Raw genomic sequence first — 19,170 nt, 5'->3', positions numbered from 1 at the left:
GTCAGGCGATCGACGCCGAGACGATGGCGGCGACCGCGAGGTTGCACGATGCGGTTACCCACACCGCAGGGTGCGGCTCCTGCTCGACCAGCGTCGCCCCCAGCTTGCCCGGCGTGACCAGGTCCACGACCAGGAAGGCCACGGCCATCAGCACGAGTCCCAGCAAGCCGAACGCGGCCGTCGACAGCAGGCCCTTGCCGAAGTCGTCGTACGTCGTCCAGATCGCCGTGAAGACGATGCCGCCGATGCCGAGCAGGGCCGAGCTGAGCAGGACCGCGGCATTGCGGTTGCGCTCCTGCCAGATCTGGCGCCCGAGTTTGCCCGGCGTCAGGGCGTCCACGAGGGCGATGCCGAGGATCAGCAGGACCACACCCAGGGCGCCGTAGGCCGCGGTCCGGCCAAGTCCGTTGACTATGTCGGTCATTGAGAAACAGCTCCGTGTCTGAAAGTGATCGTGGTCAAGCCGCGGCAAAATGTAGCGCCCGTCCGTTGTGCGGCCCGAGCCGTCAGGCGTACGCGGCCGGGTCGGGGCCGTCGGGCGGACGAGCCGCGCACGCACCGCTGCCCGACTGCGGCGTTCGGGCGGGGCGGGCTCGACCGGTCATCGGAACCCTGGCGCCGAACCGGGCGGCGAGCGGCGAGTGCGGGACCGGGGAACGCCATCGGGCCGGCTGGCCGATCCGGAACCCTCGGCAGGGCGACGCGGCAACGTCCGGGACGGATCTCAGGCCGGCCCGGGTCCGATCGCTCCGGGGGCCGTGGTGGTGGGCTCACTCGAACCGTTGCCGCGCCGGCCGGCTCCGGGGCGCGCTGCCGCGTCCGCGGTGTCCGACGCTGCGCCGTGGTGCGCCCTTCGCGGCTCGCCGGGGACGGGCGTCATCGGTGCATGGTGAGGTCGCCCAGGAGCCCGGCGACGAGGAAGCCGAGTCCGAAGAGGGTGAGGCTGACCACGGTCATGACGGCGAGCTGGTTCTTGTTGACCCGGGACTCCATGGCGTGGTGCTCGCGGCCGGTCGTCGAGGCGCCCGGTTCGCCCGTCGCGGCCGGCGTCGTGGCTGCTGTGACCCGGTGCGCGGCGTGCCCGGAGGGGAGGACGCTGCCGGCGGGGCGGTACGGGCCATCGGTGAGCGCCGCGCCGGCCGCAGCCAGCGCGGCGGCTTGTGGCAAAGGCGTGTTGTCGTGACGGACGGTCATCATGCCGTGCTTGAGGCCGTGGTCGACGAGCCACCAGTTCATCGGGAGCGCGACGACGAAGCCGGCGCAGAGCGCGATCGACATGACGAACCAGAAGCGGGCCCCGTCGGGGCTCATGGCCGCCGTGTCGTGGGTCATCCAGGGCACCATCACGGCGGTCATGCCGCCCATCACGGCGTTCATGGACAGGAACTCGGAGATGAAGGTCTTGGAGAGCGACCTCCGGTAGGAGCCGAACATGTCCTTCATGAACAGTGCCTGGAACACCGTCCAGCCGAACAGGAAACCGAAGGCGTACTCGCAGAGCACGTCGGCCCACATCGGCAGGCCGAGCCCGGTGGTGACGACCGCCGCGACCAGGATGCCGATCCCGTCGCCGGCCACGCAGTGCATCGTCGAACCGACGACCTGACGCCACTTCGCGGCGACGTACTGCTCGTGCGTCCCGGGCAGCGGTTCGCGGCAGCTGAGGGTGTACAGCAGTGCTCCGAAGAGGCCGCTGAAGGCCGTGACGATCACGAAGCCCCACTTCATCACGGTGGCTTCGGGGGTCGTGCGGATGTCGATGGCGACGAACGCCACGGCGATCACGACCTGGATGAACCACAGCAGCATCACGCCGTCGAGCAGCATCGTCACCTCCCGGTCGGCACGGTGCACCGGTCTGTTGTCGGGGCGAACGGGTCGCCCGCCCCCTCAGGGCTGTTCCAGCCGTCCTCAGGTGTTTCCGCTGTGCGAGCAGCAGTAACGGCCGCACGCGTGACATCCGCCGCGCGAGGTACTCCAACGGGGTACAGCGACCGTACGGCGTGGACCTCTGATCCCGGCAGCTTCGGAGGGACAGGGCCCTCGGCCCTCACGTGGCCCCTCCGGGTGCGTCCCCACCTGGCCGCATGGTCCGCTCGGCCCGCCTGACCAGCTCGTCCAATCGGTCGCGTTCCTCGGGCGAGAAGTCCTGGCCGGCCACGGTGACGCGCAGTCGCTGGAGCAGAGCGCCGGGGTCGGTGCGCCGGGCCGGCGGGGCGGTCCACGCCACTTCGTGCAGCAGCATCGCGATCCGCCGCAGTACCTCCGGCTCGGCGGAGCCGTACCGGAGGGGCTGGGACACGGCCAGCTCCAGCAGAGCGGGCAGGTCGGGCCGCTCGAGCATGACACGAAGCCGTCCGTCCGCGTCGTGCAGCAGGCGGGGGCCGAGCGGTCGTTGCGCGAAGGCACACAGCAGCGCGGAGGAGTGGGAGAGGGCGTGGACGGCCGTGGTCGGATCGTTGACGCCCGGGGAGAGCGCCTTCACAGCGACGTCGGTGAGCTGCCGGAGAGCGAAGGCCACATCTTGTTCGTCGGTGCGCTCACCGCCCGCCACGACCGCGTCGGCGGCCTGTCGCAGCAACCGGTCCAGGACGTCGGGCGGGAAGGTCGAGCCGTCGCGGCGCCACACCCTGCCGCACGGAGTGCCGGCGATCAGGGACCCGCCGGGCGGCCGGTCGACGAGCACAACGGCATCGGCGCGGGCAGCGGCCCTCAGCAGGACGCTCTCGTCCACGGCCGTCAGAAAGCCCGATCGGGCTGCGAGCAGCGGCACCGCGTCGCCGGGTGGCCGGGGTGGCAAGACCGGCGCCCCGTCCGTGCCCTCGTCGGCGGGCGTGCCGAGGATCCGTTCCATGGTGTCCTCGGCGTCGTGGTGGACCGCGACGAGCATGGTCTCCACGCGCAGTTCGCGGGCCAGGTGGGACAGGAAGAGGACCAGGCCCAGGATGCTCGCCAGCGCCAGAGCGAAGGCGAGGGTCACCGACATCTGAGGAACGAAGGCCGGCTGTGCATCGTGAGCGGTCCGAACCGTGCGCAAAACCGTCAGCGCGTAGGTGAACGTCGCCAGGAACAGAGCGAGGGTCGCTTGGACGTAGCGGTCGGCCGCGAAGGTCCGCAGGAGCCGGGGCGAGAACTGGCTGCTGGCCAATTGGAGCGCCACGACGGTGAGGGAGAACGTCAGCGCGGTGACCGAGATCAGGGACCCGGCGATGGCTTCGAGCACGGCACGTGCCGCATCCGGACCGCCGCCGAACAGGAACGACCTCATCCGCAGCGACACGTGCCGCCCGACGGCACCGTCGAGCGCGGGCAGCCCGATGCCCGCGCCGAGGGCGAGGAGAACGCCCAGTACCGGCAGCGGCCACAGCTGTGAGCGGAGCCCCTCACGCATCGCGGAGTCGCGCCGTGTGTCGGATCGACTCGGTCCGTGCACGAGGGCGGAGGCCGGGCGGCATCCGGTACGCACGGGCCGCGCGGCACACGGCTGCTTCCCCTTCAGGCACGGAGCCCACTATGCAGGCCCGCGTACGGACCCGCACCGTCCGACACGCTCGGTGCGCCGGGAAGGAGCCGTGCCGGAGGGGACATCCGGCCGGCGCCGATCAGCACAGCCGGTCGACGTGATCGTGCAGCGGGTGGTCCCGCTGCCGGGTGAGCAGGTTGCGGCCTACGCCGTGGAGTGGCGCCACTGCGGAGTGGACCGAGGGCATCCGGACCGCGGAGCTGACGCGGCAAGCCGATGCGGGCGGTTTCGGGGTCGGGGCCGAGGTGACGCGGACGGCGTTCTTCCTGGGCAAGCGGATCGACCACGTGTTGCGCGTGGCCCGTACGAGCCGCCGAGGCTGCTAGGACACGGTCTCGGTCGCCGGCCCGATGCCGATGCACGTGACCTGCGCCGTCGACCCGCTTCCGGACGGTGGCACGCACGCCCGGATCCGCGTGCGCGGCGACGCCTCGGGAGCCCACCGGCTGGCCGGCCCGATGATGGGACGCAAGGTGCGCCCGTCGCCCGTCGAGGACCTCCAGGACCTGGAGCGGCAGGTGGGTCGCCGAACCCGAAGGTGAGGACGGTCATGGCGTTCGACGAAGGACTGGCGGAGCGCGTCCGGACGGCTCTGGGCACGGACCCCGGCGTCACGGAGAGGCGGATGTTCGGCGGACTCGCGTTCCTGTACGAGGGCAACATGGCGGTGGGCGTGATCGGCGACGAGCTGATGGTCCGGGTCGGCCCGGAGGCTACCGAAGCCGCCCTGGCACGCCCCGGGGCGCGGCCGTTCGACTTCACCGGGCGCCCGATGCGCGGCTGGGTCCTCGTGGCACCGTCCGCCGTGTCCGAGGACGGGGCCCTGGCCGACTGGATCGAGCGGGGACGCGGATTCGCGGCGAGCCTGCCGCCCAAGTAGACCCCCGGTGAGTGGTTGGAGTCCCACCGCTCGCGCCCCGGCCCTCACCCCGGCGGGCGCTCGGCGACGAGAAGGGCGTAGCCGAGAGAGCCGTCCGTGATGGCGGCACGGGCGGCTTCGAGCACGGAGGAGGCGACGCCGGGATCCACGCCCGCGGCAGTGAGGCGGTCGGGAGCGGCCATGCGCAGCACGTCGAGCCTCGCCTCGATCTGGTCGATCATCCGCGACACCGCCTGGTCGTGCTGCTCGGTACGCAGGATGTGCAGTCCTGCGCCGGCCAGGATCTCGCGGTACTCCGTGAGCGGTCGGGCGTCGGCGATGCAGGCGATCCGGGCGGCCAGGCCGGTGAGCTCGGGCGGGAGCCGTGCGGGGTCGACCGTGACGTCGGTGATGCCGAGGCGGCCGCCGGGCCGCAGGACGCGGGCGAACTCGGCCGCGGCGCGCCCCTTGTCGGGGAAGGTGCACAGGGCGCACTCGCACACCACGACGTCGAAGGCTCCCTTGGGATACGGCAGGTGCTCGGCGTCCCCGGTGGTGAACCGCACCCGGTCGGCGAGGCCGGCGGCCTGGGCGGCGCCTTGGGCGAGGGCGGTGTTGGCCGGCGCGTAGTCGACCCCGTCGACGTCGGCGCCGTAGGCGTCGGCCAGCAGCAGGGCGGTGGTGCCGCGCCCGGAGGCGACGTCGAGCGCCCGCGTGCCGGGGGCCACGTCGAGGCCGTCGGCGAGTCGGCGGGTCAGCGTGGTGCCACCCGGATGGTAGGCCTTTCCGAGGAGCAGGGTGACTGCGTCGGAGGAGTACGCGGCGGCGCAGCACGCCTTCAGTTCATCGCCGGGTGTCGGCCGGGTCATGAGGGGAGCTTCCCTTCCGCATCGGGGGTGTGCGCGGTCTTCGAGCCGTACGGCGTCGACGTCAGGCGGTCGGCGAGCGGTAGGGCGTTGGGGGCGACCGCGGCGACGGGAACCCCGGACATCGCGGCGCGGACCTGCTCGCGGTAGCCGACGGAGTTGTACGCGCAGAAGGGGATGAGGCGCCCGTCAGGGGTGATCTCCTCGACGCAGCACTTCATCAGCTGTTTGACGTTGAGGGTGTACGGGTCCTGGAAGTCCTGCACGACGATCATGAACGCCTTGTCGGAGAGGTCCTTCACGGCCCGGGGGCAGATCGATGCCGCAGGCCCCGCCGTCCCCTTCGGCCCGAGAGGCACCGCCGGCGCAGCCCAGGGCCTCGGCGGTGGCCCGCAGCTTCTCCTCGGTTTTTTCCGTGCCCATGAACGCGGAGGCCGACCAGAGGTTTTCCAGGGCCTCGCGGATCCCGGCATCGGGCAGGACGCGATTGGTGACGTAGTCGAGGTGGTCCTCGACGTTCAGCAGCCGCGGGATGGGGACGACGGTGCGGTGGCCCGGTTCGCCGTCGACCAGGAGGTATGTGATGGAGCGGCAGGTCGGGAAGCAGCACGGTACGGGGAAGAAGTCGCCCTTCTCGAACCAGTCCGGGCGCTGGGCGGTGATGAGCCGGATGACGTCGGGGTTGGTGAGCCGCTGCAGGGGGTCGAACTCGACGTGCCGGCCGGAGTGGGTGACCGGCTGGAACGCCACCGAGCGGACGGCGGGGTGGTCGATCCCGTACGCGATGATCGCCCCCACTTCGTGTTCGTTCAGGCCGCGTTCGACGGCAGCGACGAGTGTGACGGTCAGGCCGTGCTCGGCGCAGTTGTCCAGGGCCCGCTGCTTGAAGGCGCGCAGGTCGCGGCCACGGATCTGAAGGTGGGTTCGCTGGTCGAAACCGTCGAACTGCAGGTAGACGTTCACCGACCTGCCGGGCACCTGGTTGCGCCTGCCGAGCTCCGCGACGAAGTTCTCGTCGGTGGCCAGGCGGATGCCGTTGGTGTTGAGGTTGACGTTCCTGATCGGGCGGGTCTGGGCGAGGTCGATGAAGTCCAGGATGTCCTTGTGGATGGTGGGCTCTCCTCCGGAGAACATCACCACCTCCGCCTCCCCCTCGGACTCCACGAAGGCGTCGAGCATCCGTGCGCACTGCTCCTGGGTGATGGAGTAGCCGTCAGGATGGTGGCCCGAGTCGGCGAAGCAGATCGGGCAGTCCAGGTTGCAGCCCGTGTTGACCTCGATGATGCCCAGGCAGGCGTGCTGCTTGTGCTCCGGACACAGCCCGCAGTCGCTGGGGCAGCCGTCCTTCACCTCGGTCTGGAAGCTGAGCGGGATCGTGCCGGGCTTGTTGAACCGGGCCGACGACACGTACTCCTCGGCGTCCCCGTAGACCACGGCCTCGAACTCGCCGTGCTCGACGCACCGTTTCCGCAGGTACACCTTGCCGTCGCGGATGTTGACCTGTGCGTCGACGGGTGCCTTGCACATCGGGCAGATGGACCTGGTGAATTCCACGAACACTTCGTCGCGGTCCGCCTTGCGCTGCGGCGCGGGTTCCTGCGTCACGCGAAACTCCTCCACGAACGGGTTTCCTCGGCTCTCCGTGCGGCGCCTCGATCGGGGCGCCGCACGTTGCGACGCGGGCCCCACCGCCTGCCGGTCGGCCAGTGGGGCGTGGGCCGGCGTGGGCGGTGCCCAGCACAGGGTCGGGGCTGAGCCCGCTCGAGGTATCCCGGTGCCGCGCGGCCCGGCGTCCCGACGAGCAGACCGTGCGGCACCGCCGGTCGCCTGCGCGTACGCGGCCAGAACCCGCGGCAGGCGCCCGGAGGGCACGAGCCGGGTGACGCCCGTCGCCGGGTGTACCGTCCCGAGCACGCCCCGCAGCACCACGGTCCGACCGTAGGCCCTCGGCCGGCGCGAGTACGGCAAGCGCGCGGCAGCGAACCACCCACGCCGCTCCCGGCACGATGCGCGACCGAGCGGGTCCCGCCACCGTACGGGCCCACGTCCCGGGGATCGGGACCACGCGCGGGGGGATCGGGAGGCACCACCCGGTCAGAGTCCGTAGCCCACCCCGCGGCAGGTTCTCCGGGCCCGCGGCGAGAGGTGCGGCGATGGTGCTGCGCGGAGGCGGCGGCATGCGCCCGGCCCCTCCACCGACCACCCGGACCCCGACGCGCACCGTGCTTGACGTGCGATCCCTGCCGCCGATCAGCCGACGGCCGCGCGCCGCTCGGCCTCCTGCTTGACCGCGGACAGCGTGGCAGCAACCGTCGCCTCCCAGCGTGCGGCGACCGCGTCGCCCCACCATCGGCCCAGCGCCCACAGGTCGGTGCCCAGCTCCCCGCTGTACACGAGCCGCGTGCCCGCACGTTCCCGGTGGAGTGCGAACGTCTCGGTGACCGTCGGGACGGGCCCGCGTACCAGGCGGAAGTCGACCCGCTCCGGCCGGGTGAACCGCACGGTCTCCACCGTCGTCGCCGTCAACCGCCCGCCCGCGACGGGGGTGCGGTGTGCGGCGAGCACCATGTCGCTTCCCTGCTCCAGCACCGTGACCTTCTCGCTCATCGCCCGGGTCTGCCGACCGAGGTAGGGCTGTGTGATCACCTCGAAGACCGTCTCTCGCGGTGCCGTGATGTCGACGCTCCGCGGACCGAGCCGGCGCGTGCGCCGGCCCACTCCGAGATCCATCGGCACGGCGCCGGTCACCAGCCCCAGATATCCGGCCGCCGCGCCCGAGCCGGCCGCCGCCACCGCCACCAGTGCACCGATCCGCACCATTTGCCCGACCTCTCCACCCGTCTGTCCCTGTTTCCCGGTCCGACGCCGGGACGGCCGAGCCCGCCGATCAGCGAGGGCGTCGCGGCCCCGGTCAGGCCGTGGCGTCGCCGCCGCCGCGGGTCGACCCACCTGACAACATCGTCGCCCCGGTTGTCGTCGTGCGCTTCCCCGGGCACGTCGCACGCCGGTCGTGGAGCCCAGGTGTCCGGCGCCCGCGGGTCACGGGCGGCTCACCACGCTGCACGGCGATCCGGCGAGCCCTGGCGGCGGACGGCCGGACCGAGGCGCGCTCGGCGTGCGGGGCCGTCCTGGACCGGGACACCGACGCGACGGTCAACGTCGCCAAGGCGGCCGGACCGGCCGTGTCAGCCCGTGGAGTGCAGGTGAGACCGGGACCCGTCCCGGCACCGCGCAGCGAAGCGGGAACCAACCGACACCGCAGCGTCCAACGGCGCGGTAAGCGGGAATCTCCCCCTTCGGAGTGGAGAGGACGTCAACCCGCCCCTGCGCCGGCTCGGGCCTCAGCCGCCGTCACCTCGGCGCCCTGACTCCGTGCCACCCGCACGTGCAGCGACCGCGCGAACTCCTCGGCCCGCGCCAGTTGGACACGCAGCTTGGACACCTGGTCCGCGGCGTTCTGCTCGTATCCGCGGACGCGATCGAGAAGGGCCTCTCGCTCACCGGGTCCCAGCTGGCCACCGTCAAGGCGGTCCGTGGCGTCCAGCAGGTCGCGCATCTGGTCCAGGGAGAAACCGAGGGGCTTCATCCGGCGGATCACCATCAGGCGAGCCACATCGGCCTCCGTGTACAGGCGGAAGCCACCCTGCGAGCGGGCCGAGGGAACGACCAGACCGCTCTCCTCGTAGTGGCGGATCGTGCGCAAGGACAGCTCGGTCCGCGTGGCGACCTCGCCGATCTGCATGTGCTTGCCATCCACGCCCGTGGTCCCGGCCCTTCTCGTCGACGGTGTGCTCGGCCCGGGTGGGCGCCGCCGATCCCTACCCTAACGTTAGGGTAGAGTTGCCGGCGGCGAGGGCGGCGTGCCGCCGTTCCGCCGTTGCCGTGTCGGGGCCGATGGCGCCCCCGGCGAAGATCCGATTCCCGCAGGAGACGAAGCGTGCGCGAGCCCGTGAAGCCCGGCGCCGCCCCCTGCCCACCGTGAGTCTTCGCCCTTGGACATGGGCGGGACGCGCCCCTGCGCTGGCCGTGCCGCCCACCTTCGACTTCCGGCTCCACGCTCACGGAGCTGCCCCGCGGGGTTGCCGGCCCGGCCCCTCCGCGTCCTCCTGCACGTCCCTGCCTGCCGAACGGGGCGCGCCCGAGCACGACAGGTTCCGTCTCCTTTGTCTTCTGCTGCTTCCGCCGTGTCCCCGGCCGCCCGTCTGCGCGGCCTGAAGCCCGACTGGCTGTCCGACCCGAAGGTCTGGCGCACCGAAATCCTGGCTGGCCTGGTGGTGGCACTGGCCCTGATCCCCGAGGCGATCTCGTTCTCGATCATCGCCGGCGTCGACCCGGCGCTGGGTCTGTTCGCCTCCTTCACCATGGCCGTGACCATTGCGATCGTCGGCGGCCGGCGCGCGATGATCTCCGCTGCCACCGGCGCCGTCGCCCTCGTCATCGCCCCGCTGAACCGCGAGCACGGCCTCGGCTACCTGATCGCAGCCGTCATCCTGGCCGGCGTGTTCCAGGTGGTTCTGGGCACGTTGGGGGTGGCGAAGCTGATGCGGTTCATCCCGCGCTCGGTCATGGTCGGCTTCGTCAACGCGCTCGCCATCCTGATCTTCATGGCCCAGGTCCCCGAGATGCGGAACGTGCCGTGGGCCGTCTACCCGCTGATCGTCGGCGGTCTCGCGCTGATGGTGTTCTTCCCGAAGATCACCACCGTCATCCCCGCTCCGCTCGTCTCCATCGTCGTCCTGACCGTGATCACGCTCGCTGCCGGCATCGCCGTTCCCGCGGTCGGTGACAAGGGCACCCTGCCGTCCTCCCTCCCGGTCCCGGGTCTGCCCGACGTGCCGTTCACGCTCGACACGCTGACCACGATCGCCCCGTACGCGTTCGCCATGGCGCTGGTCGGCCTGATGGAGTCGCTGATGACCGCGAAGCTCGTCGACGACATCACCGACACCCGCTCCGACAAGACCCGCGAGTCCATCGGCCAGGGCATAGCCAACATCGTCACCGGCTTCTTCGGCGGAATGGGCGGTTGCGCCATGATCGGCCAGACGATGATCAACGTGAAGGTCTCCGGCGCCCGCACCCGCCTGTCCACCTTCCTCGCGGGCGCGTTCCTGATGGTGCTGTGCATCGTCTTCGGCCCGGTCGTCTCCGACATCCCCATGGCGGCCCTGGTCGCCGTCATGATCATGGTGTCGTTCGCGACCTTCGACTGGCATTCCATCGCACCGAAGACACTCAGGCGGATGCCCGCCGGTGAGATCGTCGTCATGCTCGTCACCGTCGCCTGCGTCGTCGCCACCCACAACCTCGCCGTCGGCGTCGTCGTCGGATCCATCACCGCCATGGTCGTCTTCGCCCAGCGCGTCGCCCACTTCGCCGAGGTCACCGCAGTTGTGGACCCGGACGGGAGCACCGTCGTCTACCGGGTGACGGGCGAGTTGTTCTTCGCTTCTTCCAACGACCTCGTCGGCCAGTTCGACTACACCGCCGACCCGGCCAGGGTCGTCATCGACCTCTCGGCGGCCCACGTCTGGGACGCCTCGTCCGTGGCGGCCCTGGACGCCATCGAGACCAAGTACGCCCAGCGGGGCAAGACCGTCGAGATCATCGGCCTCAACACGCCCAGCGCCCGGCTGCACGGCAGGCTCAGTGGCGAACTGGCAGGCAGCCACTGATCAGCGCCGCGAACGCTGCTCAGCGGACCCTCGCCGTCGGGCCGGGGGTCCGCTCCCGCACTGTTCTGACGGTGTGTCGGGAGCCTTTGCCGTCGGGCAGCGTGCTTCAGGCGGTCCCCGGGGAGCGCTGACCGGACCCCCGAATCGCCGTACGCTCCGCAGGCGACCCCGGCACGCGTCACAGCCGCGTCCCCGCTTGCCGGCCTTGCGCCCGGCGCGCAGGCGCGGGTGCGTGATCACTCACCTGTGCTCGGGGAGATCTACTGGGCGGACAATGGCAAACGGCCGGGGTCCGGTACCGATGCGGGCCCCCTTGTCCACCGGAATGGAATCGTGTGACGCACAGACGCCCGTTCTTCGACGCACACTTCCACGTGATCGACCGTCGGTTTCCGCTGTTCGAGAACGACGGCTACCTGCCGGGGGAATTCACCGTCCAGCAGTACCTCGACCGCACGGCCGCACTGGGGGTGGTCGGCGGGGCCGTCGTCTCGGGCTCGTTCCAGCGCTTCGACCAGACCTGTCTGCTGGACGCGTTGGACCGGCTGGGACCGGGCTTCGTCGGAGTCACCCAGATTCCGTACGACCTTCCTGACGAGGAGGTCGCACGGCTTGCTGACCGGGGGGTGCGAGGCGTCCGGTTCAACCTGCGTCGCGGCGGGGCCGTCGGCGTGGAGCGTCTCGACGCCCTGGCCCGCCGCATCCACCATGTGGCCGGCATGCACATCGAGCTCTACGTCGATGCTCGTGACCTTCCCGAACTCGCCGGGACCCTGGCCGTCCTGCCTGCGGTGAGTGTTGACCACCTGGGCCTGCACGCGGACGGACTGCCGCATCTCCTGGCGCTCGTCGAGCGCGGTGTCCGCGTCAAGGCGTCCGGCTTCGGTCGGGTCGAGCTCGATGTCCTTCACGCGATCCGTGCCGTGCTGGAAGTCGACCCGACCGCCCTGATGGTCGGCTCCGATCTGCCGTCGACCCGTGCCCGGCGTCCCTTCGTCGACAGCGACCTCGACGTCGTGGCGGAGGCGGCTGCGGAGCACCTGGACGGCGTCATGTACGACAACGCGGCCTCCTTCTACCGGGTGTGAGGGCGTGCGGCCACCCCCCGGCCGGGGAGAGGGCGCGCCACGACCGGACCGCGAGCGCCGTGGTCGCGAGAGCCTCACTTTTGAACGTTGATTTTGCATTCGATATGGGGTTCAACATGTGATACCAAGTATCGTGGAAGAAATCGATGCCGAGTGGGAGCTGGGGACGCCCGGTGAGTGAAGCACCGCGTACGAACACGAGGGACATCGCGCGAGCGGCCGTACGTGCCGAGTTGGCTGAGGTGGCCTTCGACCTGTTCCGACAGAAGGGCTTCGAGAACGTCACGGTGAACGACCTGGCCGCTGCCGCCGGCGTGTCCCGCAGCACGTTCCTGCGCTACTTCGGCACCAAGGAGGACGCGGCCCTCAGCGCGTTCGACGCGCACGGTGAGCAGATCGCCGAGGCCCTGCGGACACGCCCAGCCGACGAGGGCGACTGGAGAGCGCTGAGGTCCGCGATGGACGTGGTCGTCGGGCCCTACCGTCAGGATCCGGACGGAGCGCTGGCGTTGGCCCACCTCGTCCGGGAGACCCCTGCCCTGTGCGCACGCCAGCTGGAGCGGCAGCGCACGTGGTACCCGTTGCTGGAGCAGGCACTCGCCGGTCGCGAGGGGTCCTCGGGGTCCTCGGCCGTGGCGCTGTCGGTGAAGGCCGCCGCGGCGCTGGACTGCCTGAACATCGCTGTCGACCATTGGACCGTGTCGGACGGCAGTCTCGACCTCATCGCGCTGCTCGACGAAGCCTTCGCGGCGCTCTCACCGTGACCGGCGCCGCTCTGCCCGGCGGCTTGCGCTGCGGCCGGATGCGGACCGGCTCTCGCGGATGGCGGCCCCGGTCAGCGCGGCGGTAGCCCTTCGCCTTCTTTCCGTCGGCGGGATCCGCGGTCAGCGGGCCGGCCGGGAGGGGGCGCCAGGAGCGTGTCCCCCGCTGCCCGGCCATCGACCAGACGCCTCTCGCCCGCGGTGCGGCCGGCGTGGTCGCCCCTCGTTGGCCGGTGTCGTCGTTCCCGGTGCCGCTGGATCGATCACGCCGTCTGCGGGTGAGCGTCCACCGGCCGCTCGCGCCCGGTCCGTGACTATTGCTTCGGGCGGGAATCCACGCCACGGGCGTCGTCCCCCGGCCTCCTCGCCGGGAGGTCATGGCGGAACGTGGGGCCGGTGTCGTCGCTTCCCCGTCCGACCGGGCCTTCACCGCGCCACGGGTCGTACCGCCCGGGCCGCGGAGTGGGTCCGGGCGGCCCGGTCGCCGCGGTGGTGCTGGCTTCCGGGCCCGACGGGCGGTCGCAGCGGGAACCGTGCACCCGATCGCCACCGTGCCGGTGTTCGCCGATGCCGGGAGGGCGGGTGCCGGGGGACGGGTGCGTGAGGGCGGGTGCCGCCTACGCGTGGGACGAAGCGGCCGTTCCCGCAGCCGCGCCGGCAGCCTGCGCCGTCACCGGGGAGTGGTGGCCGGCAGACCCGTCAGCTCCGCGGAGCGTTCCCACAGGCGCCGCGCCAGCTCGGTGTCGGTGGCCTGTACGTTCCGGGGCTCCTCGCGCTCGAGGCGGTCGAAGTAGGCGCCGTTGGCGGCGAGGGTGTCCGGCGCGCTGGCCAGGTGGAGCAGCGGCTCGGCACCCTGCTCGGGCGTGGCCATCATGGCCCTGGCCAGGCGCGTCCCCATGAACGCTCGCATCATGGCGTTGTCCCGGGCGACGTCGCTGGCGACGGAGCCGGGGTGGAAGGCCGTGGCGGTCACGCCCGTGCCCTGCGATCGGTGGGCGAGTTCCCGGGTGAAGACGACGGTGGCGAGCTTGGCGGCGGCGTACGCCTCCCGCCAACGGTAGCGGCCGTGAGTGCGGTCCAAGTCGCTCAGATCCAGGTGCCCCTTGCGGTACTCCACGCTGGCGGTGTTCAGCACTCGGGAGCCGTCGGGTGCCTCCGTGAGGCGGTCCAGCAGCAGGTTCGTCAGGAGGAACGGCGCCAAGTGGTTGATCTGGAAGGTCAGCTCGTGACCGTCCGCGCTCTCCTTGCGGCTGGTGAAGAACCCCCCGGCATTGTTGGCCAGGACGTCGATGCGGGGGTAGCGGGCGAGGAGTTCCCCTGCGAGGCGGCGTACGTCGTCCAGCCGTCCGTAGTCCGCCAGATGAGCCTCGGCGCCGATCTCCGCCGCGACGGCTCTCGTCTTCTCGTGCGATCGACCGACGACGGCGACGGTGGCCCCGAGTGCTGAGAAGCGCCGCGCCGCCGCCGCGCCGATGCCTGAGCTCGCGCCGGTGACCACCACCGTGCGGCCCGTGAGGTCGGTCTTCCTGTCGTCGCTCATTGTGAACACTCCTCTTGGTGGTTCGACCGTCGACGGGGTCGGACGGTTTTCGGCTGGCTGATCGCCCGGTTGGCAGTGGCCGGGGCGGGCTCGGCCGGGCGGCGGGCAGCACGGCTTTGTGACGCCCCGTGTCGGACGAGGTGGTGCATCGAAGAGTCGATGGTGAATTCATGGCTCATACGTGAAACTCAGTGTCACTCTAGATATAGTGACTCACGGATGCAAGCCGAGCGCGGCCGACCTCGCGCCGGGGGCCCGCAGGGGAGGGGCCCGAGCGGGAGCTGCCGCGCGTCGGTCCGACTCGCGGGCCCGCATCCGGGACGGCGCGCGCACCACCGACGAAAGGGACGACGGCATGGCAATCCTGGGAACGCTGCTGAAGAACAAGCGGGCGGGCGAAGCACAGCTCGCTTGGCGCCACCCCAACCTGTCCGGGCCGGACACGCTCGACCTGCGCAGTGCCGATTTCGGGTACGGCGGAACGATGCCCGCGGTCCACGCCGGCCGACGCGGCGGAGGGGTGAACCTCTCCCCGGCCCTCACCTGGTCCGGCGCACCCGGACAAGCCGCGCAGCTGCTCCTGGTCGTGGAAGACGCCGACGCCCCCACCAGGAGGCCGTTCGTGCACTGCCTGGCCCTCATCTCACCCGGGCGGCAGGAGCTGCGTCCGGGGGATCTGGGCGCGGACGCCGCCGTCGAAGGCGTCCACGTGCTGCGCTCCGGCATGGGGCGGGGCTACCAGGGTCCGCAGCCGCTCAAGGGACACGGCGCACACCGGTACGTCTTCCAACTCTTCGCGCTGCGCACCGCGATCATCTCGGTTCCGGGGCGGGCGACCCTGGACGCGGCCCGACCCCGGGAGGTGCTCGACGCCGTGGGCGGTCCCGCTCTTGCGCGCGGTCGCCTGGACGGCCTCTACTCCCGCTGACGTCCCACCCGGAGCGCCACCGGCGGACGCCGCCGAGACGCCGGCGGCCGACGTCCCGGATCGCGGGCGGGAGCCGGGTGCGACCGTGTTCGGCGTCCCGCTCGCGATCGTCCGCCGGGCCCCTGAGGGCACGGCGCGAGCTGATGGAGGACGACCCCGGTTGTGGCTCGGGGAACCGACGTCATCGGCAAGACCACTCGAGCAGTCCCGGACGCGCCCGGACGAACCACCTTCTGCAGGTGGGGCCATCACCGACGGCCCGGTCACCCGCCCAGCGTGTTGTCCCTGAACTCGTGCGTGTTGCTGACGCGTATGCGGTCGACTTGAGTACGATAAACGCACTGTTGATGTGGGCGCGGTAAGGAAATGTTCGATGGTATCGCGGCGGATACGGGTTCTGGCGCCGGTGTCTGAGTCCTAGCACCAACGAGGACTCAGACACGCCGGGATTCGATGTGTGTCGGGGCGTTCCCGACCACGAGCGAACATCCGGCACACCGGTGAGGACGTCCGACGGATCCGCAATCGGCTGTCCACGGGCGGACAACGTCCTCGAACGCTGCGTCGAGCTCTTCAGCGACACACGGCACGCCCCACCGCTGTCCACGGCCAGGGGCCCTACCGAGAAGTCGCCAGCCTCGCCTCACTCCCGGTACGGGGCTGGGGCGAAAGGCCACAGGACTCCGCGCCGTGCGCTGGGGAGGAACGCCCACCGGGCGCTGCCTCCTGCATGGCAGTTGCAATGCAGGAGAGGCCGTCCTGTTCGCAAGCGCTCATCAATACCAAACATCTCCCCGCTCGCTAGTGACTTGGTTGCCTGTCTCCGGCTTCCCCAGCATCCGAAGGACCGGTGACGGGCGTCCGAAGACTTTCTGATGCATCTGCCACGGCGGTTGCACAAAGAGCTGGAGGATCGATGAAACGTAGTCGTAAGCGACTTGAGGCAATGTTGGGCAGACCCGTGGCTCCGCTGCTGAGCACCGTTGCCCTCGGCGCGGTGGCGCTCGTTGGCGGTGCCGCAGTGGAGGTCGGCTGGCCGACATCGTTCGGGGAACCGGCGGCTGATCCGGGTGGCAGTCAGGGGAAGAACCAAGCGCCGCCGAACGGCGCAATGTCGGTCAAGCTCACCGGGCCCCCGGTGGTTGTGAGCGAGGGGACGGGGACACTGCACCTCACAACCTCCGCTCCGCCGCGTGCGACGAACACCGGAGGCGAGGTCGAATGGCAGAGTCGTGCCGCGGGGACCTCGGTGTGGCGCACGTTCGAAACGCTGGAGCTCGACCGTGAGGGGCGGGCGTCGGTCCAGGTGTCGCCGTGGAAGGCGACCGAGTACCGGGCAGTCGTCCGCGGCCGTCATGCGGCCACCGGGATCAGTACCCCTTTTCGGGTCAGCACCCGTCCCGCGGCGGAACCGGTCGTCGTGCCGAAGCGCGCCGCGGAGCCCCGCTTCAGCAGTTCGACCGACCCTGCGCGGCGGCCGCGTGCTGTCGGTGCCGGCGCTCATGCGAGCGTCTCACGTATCCCCGGGCCGGTGTGGGAGCGCATGACGGGTGTCTCCTACACCGAGGGCTGCCCGGTGGGGCGGGACGATCTTCGCTATGTGCAGGTCAATCACTGGGGCTTCGACGGCTACCGTTACCGGGGCGAGATCATCGTCCATGCGTCCGTGGCCCAGCAGACCGCGGCAGTCTTCACGGACCTGTACCGGCTCAAGTATCCGATCCGGCAGATGCGCCTGGTCGATGATTTCGGCAACGGCTCGGTGCGGGGTGCGAACGACTACTCGTCCATGAGCGCGGACAACACCAGTGCGTTCAACTGCCGCTTTGTTGACGGCTGGGAGAGCCGCCGGGTGCTGTCCCCGCACGCCTGGGGTCTGGCCATCGACATCAACACGTGGGAGAACCCCTTCCAAGCCAGGACGGGAGTCTTCCCCAACCGTGCCTACCTGGATCGTCGCCTTCCTCACGAGGCTGTCCTCGGCAGTCTCAAGAGTCCGGTCGTACGGGCCTTCGAGAGCCGTGGACTGCGGTGGGGTGGACGCTGGGCCGCGAGGGACTACCACCATTTCGAAGCCCCCCGCATCAAGCGGAAACAGAGGCAGGGGAGGTGAGTCGCCCTACTTCGGACTCTCATGACGGCTCGTCAGAGCAACCGGGCGGGCCGCTGGTCACGTTCCTGACTACCGGCGGTGCACGGTCTCCAGCGCGGCGGTCAGGACGTGGGGGTCGTGGTGGCCCTTGTAGACAGCGGGCGGGTGCTTGTCGAGGTTCAGGAGTTGGGCCACGGCCGTCCAGGCGGTGCGTACCGAGTACTCGACGGTGAACACCACGTCGTCCGGTACCTCGGTGAACTGGCCGATGAACGCGAGGTTGACCGATCCGTCGGGCACGACCTTGGGGCGGTCGTCGCGGCGGCGGGCGAGGAACTGACTGGTGATGTACGGCATCAGGCAGGGTACGACGGTGGAGGTCTTCCGGACCCGGGCCGCCACAGCGTCGTCGAACGGCAGGTGGTGCAGGGTCTCTTCGAGGACCTCCCGGCCGGAGCACATCGTCATGGGTTTGGGTATGTGGTTGCCGGCGCGGTCGGGGCGAAGTGCGTAGCCCCACCAGACGAAGACGCCTTCGGGCTGGTCGCGGTAGACGGGCTGGCGCGGGGCGACGAGGGTGAGCAGCCAGGTGGAGTCGGTGAAGGTCATCAGGCCGCCTCGGCCGGTCTCGCGCCCGCTGAACTCCTCCAGAGCGTCGAGGAAGGCGGGGTCGCTCGCGGTGACCGTGAACGACTCCCAGCGGGACTCCTTGACGCGTTTGTCGAATACGGCGGGGGCGCCGAAGTCGTCGCGTCCTCGGGACAGTCGGTGCCAGAGCAGCCAGGCGTTCGAGCGGTGGGGGTGCGGGGACGGTGCGGAGGTGTGCGAGCCGAGGCTGGAGGCGTCGGTCATGGAGCCGTTGGTGACCAGGACCAGGTCCTCGGGGGCCACCTCGATCTGTTCGTCGCGGTCGCCGCGGGACAGGTGGATCGTTTCGACCCGCGTACTGCGGCGGCCCGGTGCGAGCCCGAGGTCGGTGACGCGGCAGCCGGTGTGGAGGGTGACACCGCGTTCGCGCAGCCAGGCGGTCAGGGGCCGCACGATGGAGTCGTACTGGTTGTAGCGGGTGCGGTGGATGCCCGACATGGTCGCGAACCCGGGCAGCAGATGGATGAAGCGCCTGAGGTAGCGGCGGAACTCGATGGCGCTGTGCCAGGGTTGGAAGGCGAACGTGGTGCACCACAGGTACCAGAAGTTCGTGGTGAAGAAGTGCTCGCCGAAGCAGTCTGTGATCCGCTTGCCGTCCAGGTGCCCCTCGGGGGTGGCCAGGCAGCGGACCAGCTCCAGGCGGTCACGTTCGGAGAAGCCCATCGAGTGTGTGTCGACGATCTTCCCGTCGCCGTCGACGAGGCGTGCGGTGTCGTCCCAGGCGAAGTCCTCGTGTCCGGCCAGGATTTCGTCGGTCACCGATATGGAGGGGTCGTCGAGAGTCGGGATGCCGGACAGCAGGTCGTAGGTGCAGCGGTACTCGGCCTCGAACATCCGCCCGCCGCGCATGGAGTAGCCGGTGTGAGCCGTGCCGCCCGCGTCCAGGCTGCCGCCGATGTCCCGCTGCTCCTCGAAGAGGTGGATGTCCGTTCCGTCGAACCCGCCGTCGCGGATCAGGAACGTGGCCGCGGCGAGCGCCGCGATTCCGCTGCCCACCAGATAAGCCTTCGCCATCACACAACTCCTCGTTCTCGCCCGTTGATCGGGGAACACCGGCATCAGCGTTTCCCGGGTCGGTGGGCACCGTCTGTGGGCCGTTGGTCACCCGTGTGGGCCGAAGGGCCCGCGAGGTGGGCTTCCGTGGACGGGCGCGGGCTACCACGCAGGCCCGGTCGGTGGAACCTCTCCGA

The 19,170-nt window shown here is 70.6% G+C and carries 17 protein-coding genes; 7 read left to right on the top strand and 10 right to left on the bottom strand.

The window, feature by feature from the left end; genetic code table 11:
- Position 1: 1 nt before the first annotated feature.
- The 3 genes from ACFXOM_RS26115 to ACFXOM_RS26105 form a co-directional block, all read right to left on the bottom strand.
- Positions 2–424 carry a DUF350 domain-containing protein gene (locus ACFXOM_RS26115; RefSeq protein ID WP_384941386.1) on the bottom strand — a complete coding sequence of 141 codons (423 nt, stop codon included), beginning with the start codon at positions 422–424 and terminating at the stop codon, positions 2–4.
- A 452-nt stretch (positions 425–876) separates the two neighbouring features.
- Entirely contained in the window at positions 877–1,854 is a 978-nt protein-coding gene (locus ACFXOM_RS26110; protein WP_384941385.1) for a DUF4396 domain-containing protein, read from the bottom strand.
- Between the two features lie 196 nt (positions 1,855–2,050).
- Positions 2,051–3,391, bottom strand: coding sequence for a DUF2254 domain-containing protein (locus tag ACFXOM_RS26105; protein ID WP_385039541.1), 1,341 nt, complete (start codon positions 3,389–3,391; stop codon positions 2,051–2,053).
- 482 nt (positions 3,392–3,873) lie between these two features.
- Here ACFXOM_RS26105 and ACFXOM_RS26100 point away from each other — a divergent pair, with 482 nt between their 5' ends.
- Together ACFXOM_RS26100 and ACFXOM_RS26095 are read left to right on the top strand one after the other, a co-directional pair.
- Positions 3,874–4,065 (top strand): hypothetical protein, encoded by a 192-nt coding sequence (locus ACFXOM_RS26100; protein WP_384941382.1) that lies wholly within the window; start codon positions 3,874–3,876, stop codon positions 4,063–4,065.
- 8 nt (positions 4,066–4,073) lie between these two features.
- On the top strand, positions 4,074–4,403 hold the full coding sequence (locus ACFXOM_RS26095) for a TfoX/Sxy family protein (RefSeq protein WP_385039538.1): 330 nt from the start codon (positions 4,074–4,076) through the stop codon (positions 4,401–4,403).
- A gap of 44 nt (positions 4,404–4,447) precedes the next feature.
- Here the strand turns inward: ACFXOM_RS26095 and ACFXOM_RS26090 are convergent, their stop codons facing one another.
- The 5 genes from ACFXOM_RS26090 to ACFXOM_RS26070 all read right to left on the bottom strand — a co-directional run bounded on the left by ACFXOM_RS26090 (position 4,448) and on the right by ACFXOM_RS26070 (position 9,005).
- A complete protein-coding gene (locus ACFXOM_RS26090; RefSeq protein WP_385039535.1) occupies positions 4,448–5,251 on the bottom strand; it encodes a class I SAM-dependent methyltransferase in 804 nt (267 codons plus the stop codon).
- Entirely contained in the window at positions 5,248–5,523 is a 276-nt protein-coding gene (locus ACFXOM_RS26085) for a hypothetical protein (RefSeq protein WP_385039532.1), read from the bottom strand. Before ACFXOM_RS26085 ends, ACFXOM_RS26090 begins: the two co-directional genes overlap by 4 nt.
- The gene (locus tag ACFXOM_RS26080) at positions 5,438–6,853 is read right to left on the bottom strand and encodes a radical SAM protein (RefSeq protein ID WP_385039530.1); all 1,416 of its coding nucleotides are present in this window, start codon (positions 6,851–6,853) and stop codon (positions 5,438–5,440) included. The genes ACFXOM_RS26085 and ACFXOM_RS26080 overlap by 86 nt, the downstream gene beginning before the upstream one ends.
- Before the next feature lie 645 nt (positions 6,854–7,498).
- Positions 7,499–8,068 carry an SRPBCC family protein gene (locus ACFXOM_RS26075; protein ID WP_385039527.1) on the bottom strand — a complete coding sequence of 190 codons (570 nt, stop codon included), beginning with the start codon at positions 8,066–8,068 and terminating at the stop codon, positions 7,499–7,501.
- 493 nt (positions 8,069–8,561) lie between these two features.
- Positions 8,562–9,005, bottom strand: coding sequence for a MerR family transcriptional regulator (locus ACFXOM_RS26070; protein WP_384941373.1), 444 nt, complete (start codon positions 9,003–9,005; stop codon positions 8,562–8,564).
- Positions 9,006–9,432: 427 nt separating this feature from the next.
- On the opposite strand from ACFXOM_RS26070, the gene ACFXOM_RS26065 reads away from it, so the two are divergent.
- From ACFXOM_RS26065 to ACFXOM_RS26055, 3 genes are all read left to right on the top strand, one after another.
- Positions 9,433–10,923: a SulP family inorganic anion transporter gene (locus ACFXOM_RS26065; RefSeq protein ID WP_385039569.1), complete on the top strand. Its 1,491-nt coding sequence runs from the start codon at positions 9,433–9,435 to the stop codon at positions 10,921–10,923.
- Between the two features lie 335 nt (positions 10,924–11,258).
- A complete protein-coding gene (locus tag ACFXOM_RS26060) occupies positions 11,259–12,011 on the top strand; it encodes an amidohydrolase family protein (protein WP_384941369.1) in 753 nt (250 codons plus the stop codon).
- 173 nt (positions 12,012–12,184) lie between these two features.
- Positions 12,185–12,775, top strand: a complete 591-nt coding sequence (locus ACFXOM_RS26055) for a TetR/AcrR family transcriptional regulator (protein WP_384941368.1) — start codon at positions 12,185–12,187, stop codon at positions 12,773–12,775.
- A gap of 667 nt (positions 12,776–13,442) precedes the next feature.
- On the opposite strand, the gene ACFXOM_RS26050 is transcribed toward ACFXOM_RS26055, so the two are convergent.
- Entirely contained in the window at positions 13,443–14,312 is an 870-nt protein-coding gene (locus tag ACFXOM_RS26050; RefSeq protein WP_384941366.1) for an SDR family NAD(P)-dependent oxidoreductase, read from the bottom strand.
- A 355-nt stretch (positions 14,313–14,667) separates the two neighbouring features.
- Here ACFXOM_RS26050 and ACFXOM_RS26045 point away from each other — a divergent pair, with 355 nt between their 5' ends.
- Together ACFXOM_RS26045 and ACFXOM_RS26040 are read left to right on the top strand one after the other, a co-directional pair.
- The gene (locus ACFXOM_RS26045; protein ID WP_384941364.1) at positions 14,668–15,240 is read left to right on the top strand and encodes a YbhB/YbcL family Raf kinase inhibitor-like protein; all 573 of its coding nucleotides are present in this window, start codon (positions 14,668–14,670) and stop codon (positions 15,238–15,240) included.
- Positions 15,241–16,186: 946 nt separating this feature from the next.
- Positions 16,187–17,353 (top strand): M15 family metallopeptidase, encoded by a 1,167-nt coding sequence (locus ACFXOM_RS26040; protein WP_384941362.1) that lies wholly within the window; start codon positions 16,187–16,189, stop codon positions 17,351–17,353.
- Positions 17,354–17,422: 69 nt separating this feature from the next.
- Here the strand turns inward: ACFXOM_RS26040 and ACFXOM_RS26035 are convergent, their stop codons facing one another.
- On the bottom strand, positions 17,423–18,994 hold the full coding sequence (locus ACFXOM_RS26035; protein ID WP_384941360.1) for an oleate hydratase: 1,572 nt from the start codon (positions 18,992–18,994) through the stop codon (positions 17,423–17,425).
- Positions 18,995–19,170: the final 176 nt, after the last annotated feature.

Source organism: Streptomyces sp. NPDC059169, from assembly GCF_042755225.1.
Lineage (GTDB): Bacteria > Actinomycetota > Actinomycetes > Streptomycetales > Streptomycetaceae > Streptomyces.
This window is presented reverse-complemented; position numbering and strand designations above follow the sequence as displayed.

Excerpts from the sequence above, each read along its gene's own strand:
- ACFXOM_RS26115 (WP_384941386.1), bottom strand. The coding sequence starts at position 424 with ATGACCGACATAGTCAACGGACTTGGCCGGACCGCGGCCTACGGCGCC.
- ACFXOM_RS26105 (WP_385039541.1), bottom strand. The coding sequence starts at position 3,391 with ATGCGTGAGGGGCTCCGCTCACAGCTGTGGCCGCTGCCGGTACTGGGC.
- ACFXOM_RS26100 (WP_384941382.1), top strand. The coding sequence starts at position 3,874 with ATGCCGATGCACGTGACCTGCGCCGTCGACCCGCTTCCGGACGGTGGC.
- ACFXOM_RS26095 (WP_385039538.1), top strand. The coding sequence starts at position 4,074 with ATGGCGTTCGACGAAGGACTGGCGGAGCGCGTCCGGACGGCTCTGGGC.
- ACFXOM_RS26090 (WP_385039535.1), bottom strand. The coding sequence starts at position 5,251 with ATGACCCGGCCGACACCCGGCGATGAACTGAAGGCGTGCTGCGCCGCC.
- ACFXOM_RS26085 (WP_385039532.1), bottom strand. The coding sequence starts at position 5,523 with ATGATCGTCGTGCAGGACTTCCAGGACCCGTACACCCTCAACGTCAAA.
- ACFXOM_RS26075 (WP_385039527.1), bottom strand. The coding sequence starts at position 8,068 with ATGGTGCGGATCGGTGCACTGGTGGCGGTGGCGGCGGCCGGCTCGGGC.
- ACFXOM_RS26050 (WP_384941366.1), bottom strand. The coding sequence starts at position 14,312 with ATGAGCGACGACAGGAAGACCGACCTCACGGGCCGCACGGTGGTGGTC.
- ACFXOM_RS26045 (WP_384941364.1), top strand. The coding sequence starts at position 14,668 with ATGGCAATCCTGGGAACGCTGCTGAAGAACAAGCGGGCGGGCGAAGCA.
- ACFXOM_RS26040 (WP_384941362.1), top strand. The coding sequence starts at position 16,187 with ATGTTGGGCAGACCCGTGGCTCCGCTGCTGAGCACCGTTGCCCTCGGC.
- ACFXOM_RS26035 (WP_384941360.1), bottom strand. The coding sequence starts at position 18,994 with ATGGCGAAGGCTTATCTGGTGGGCAGCGGAATCGCGGCGCTCGCCGCG.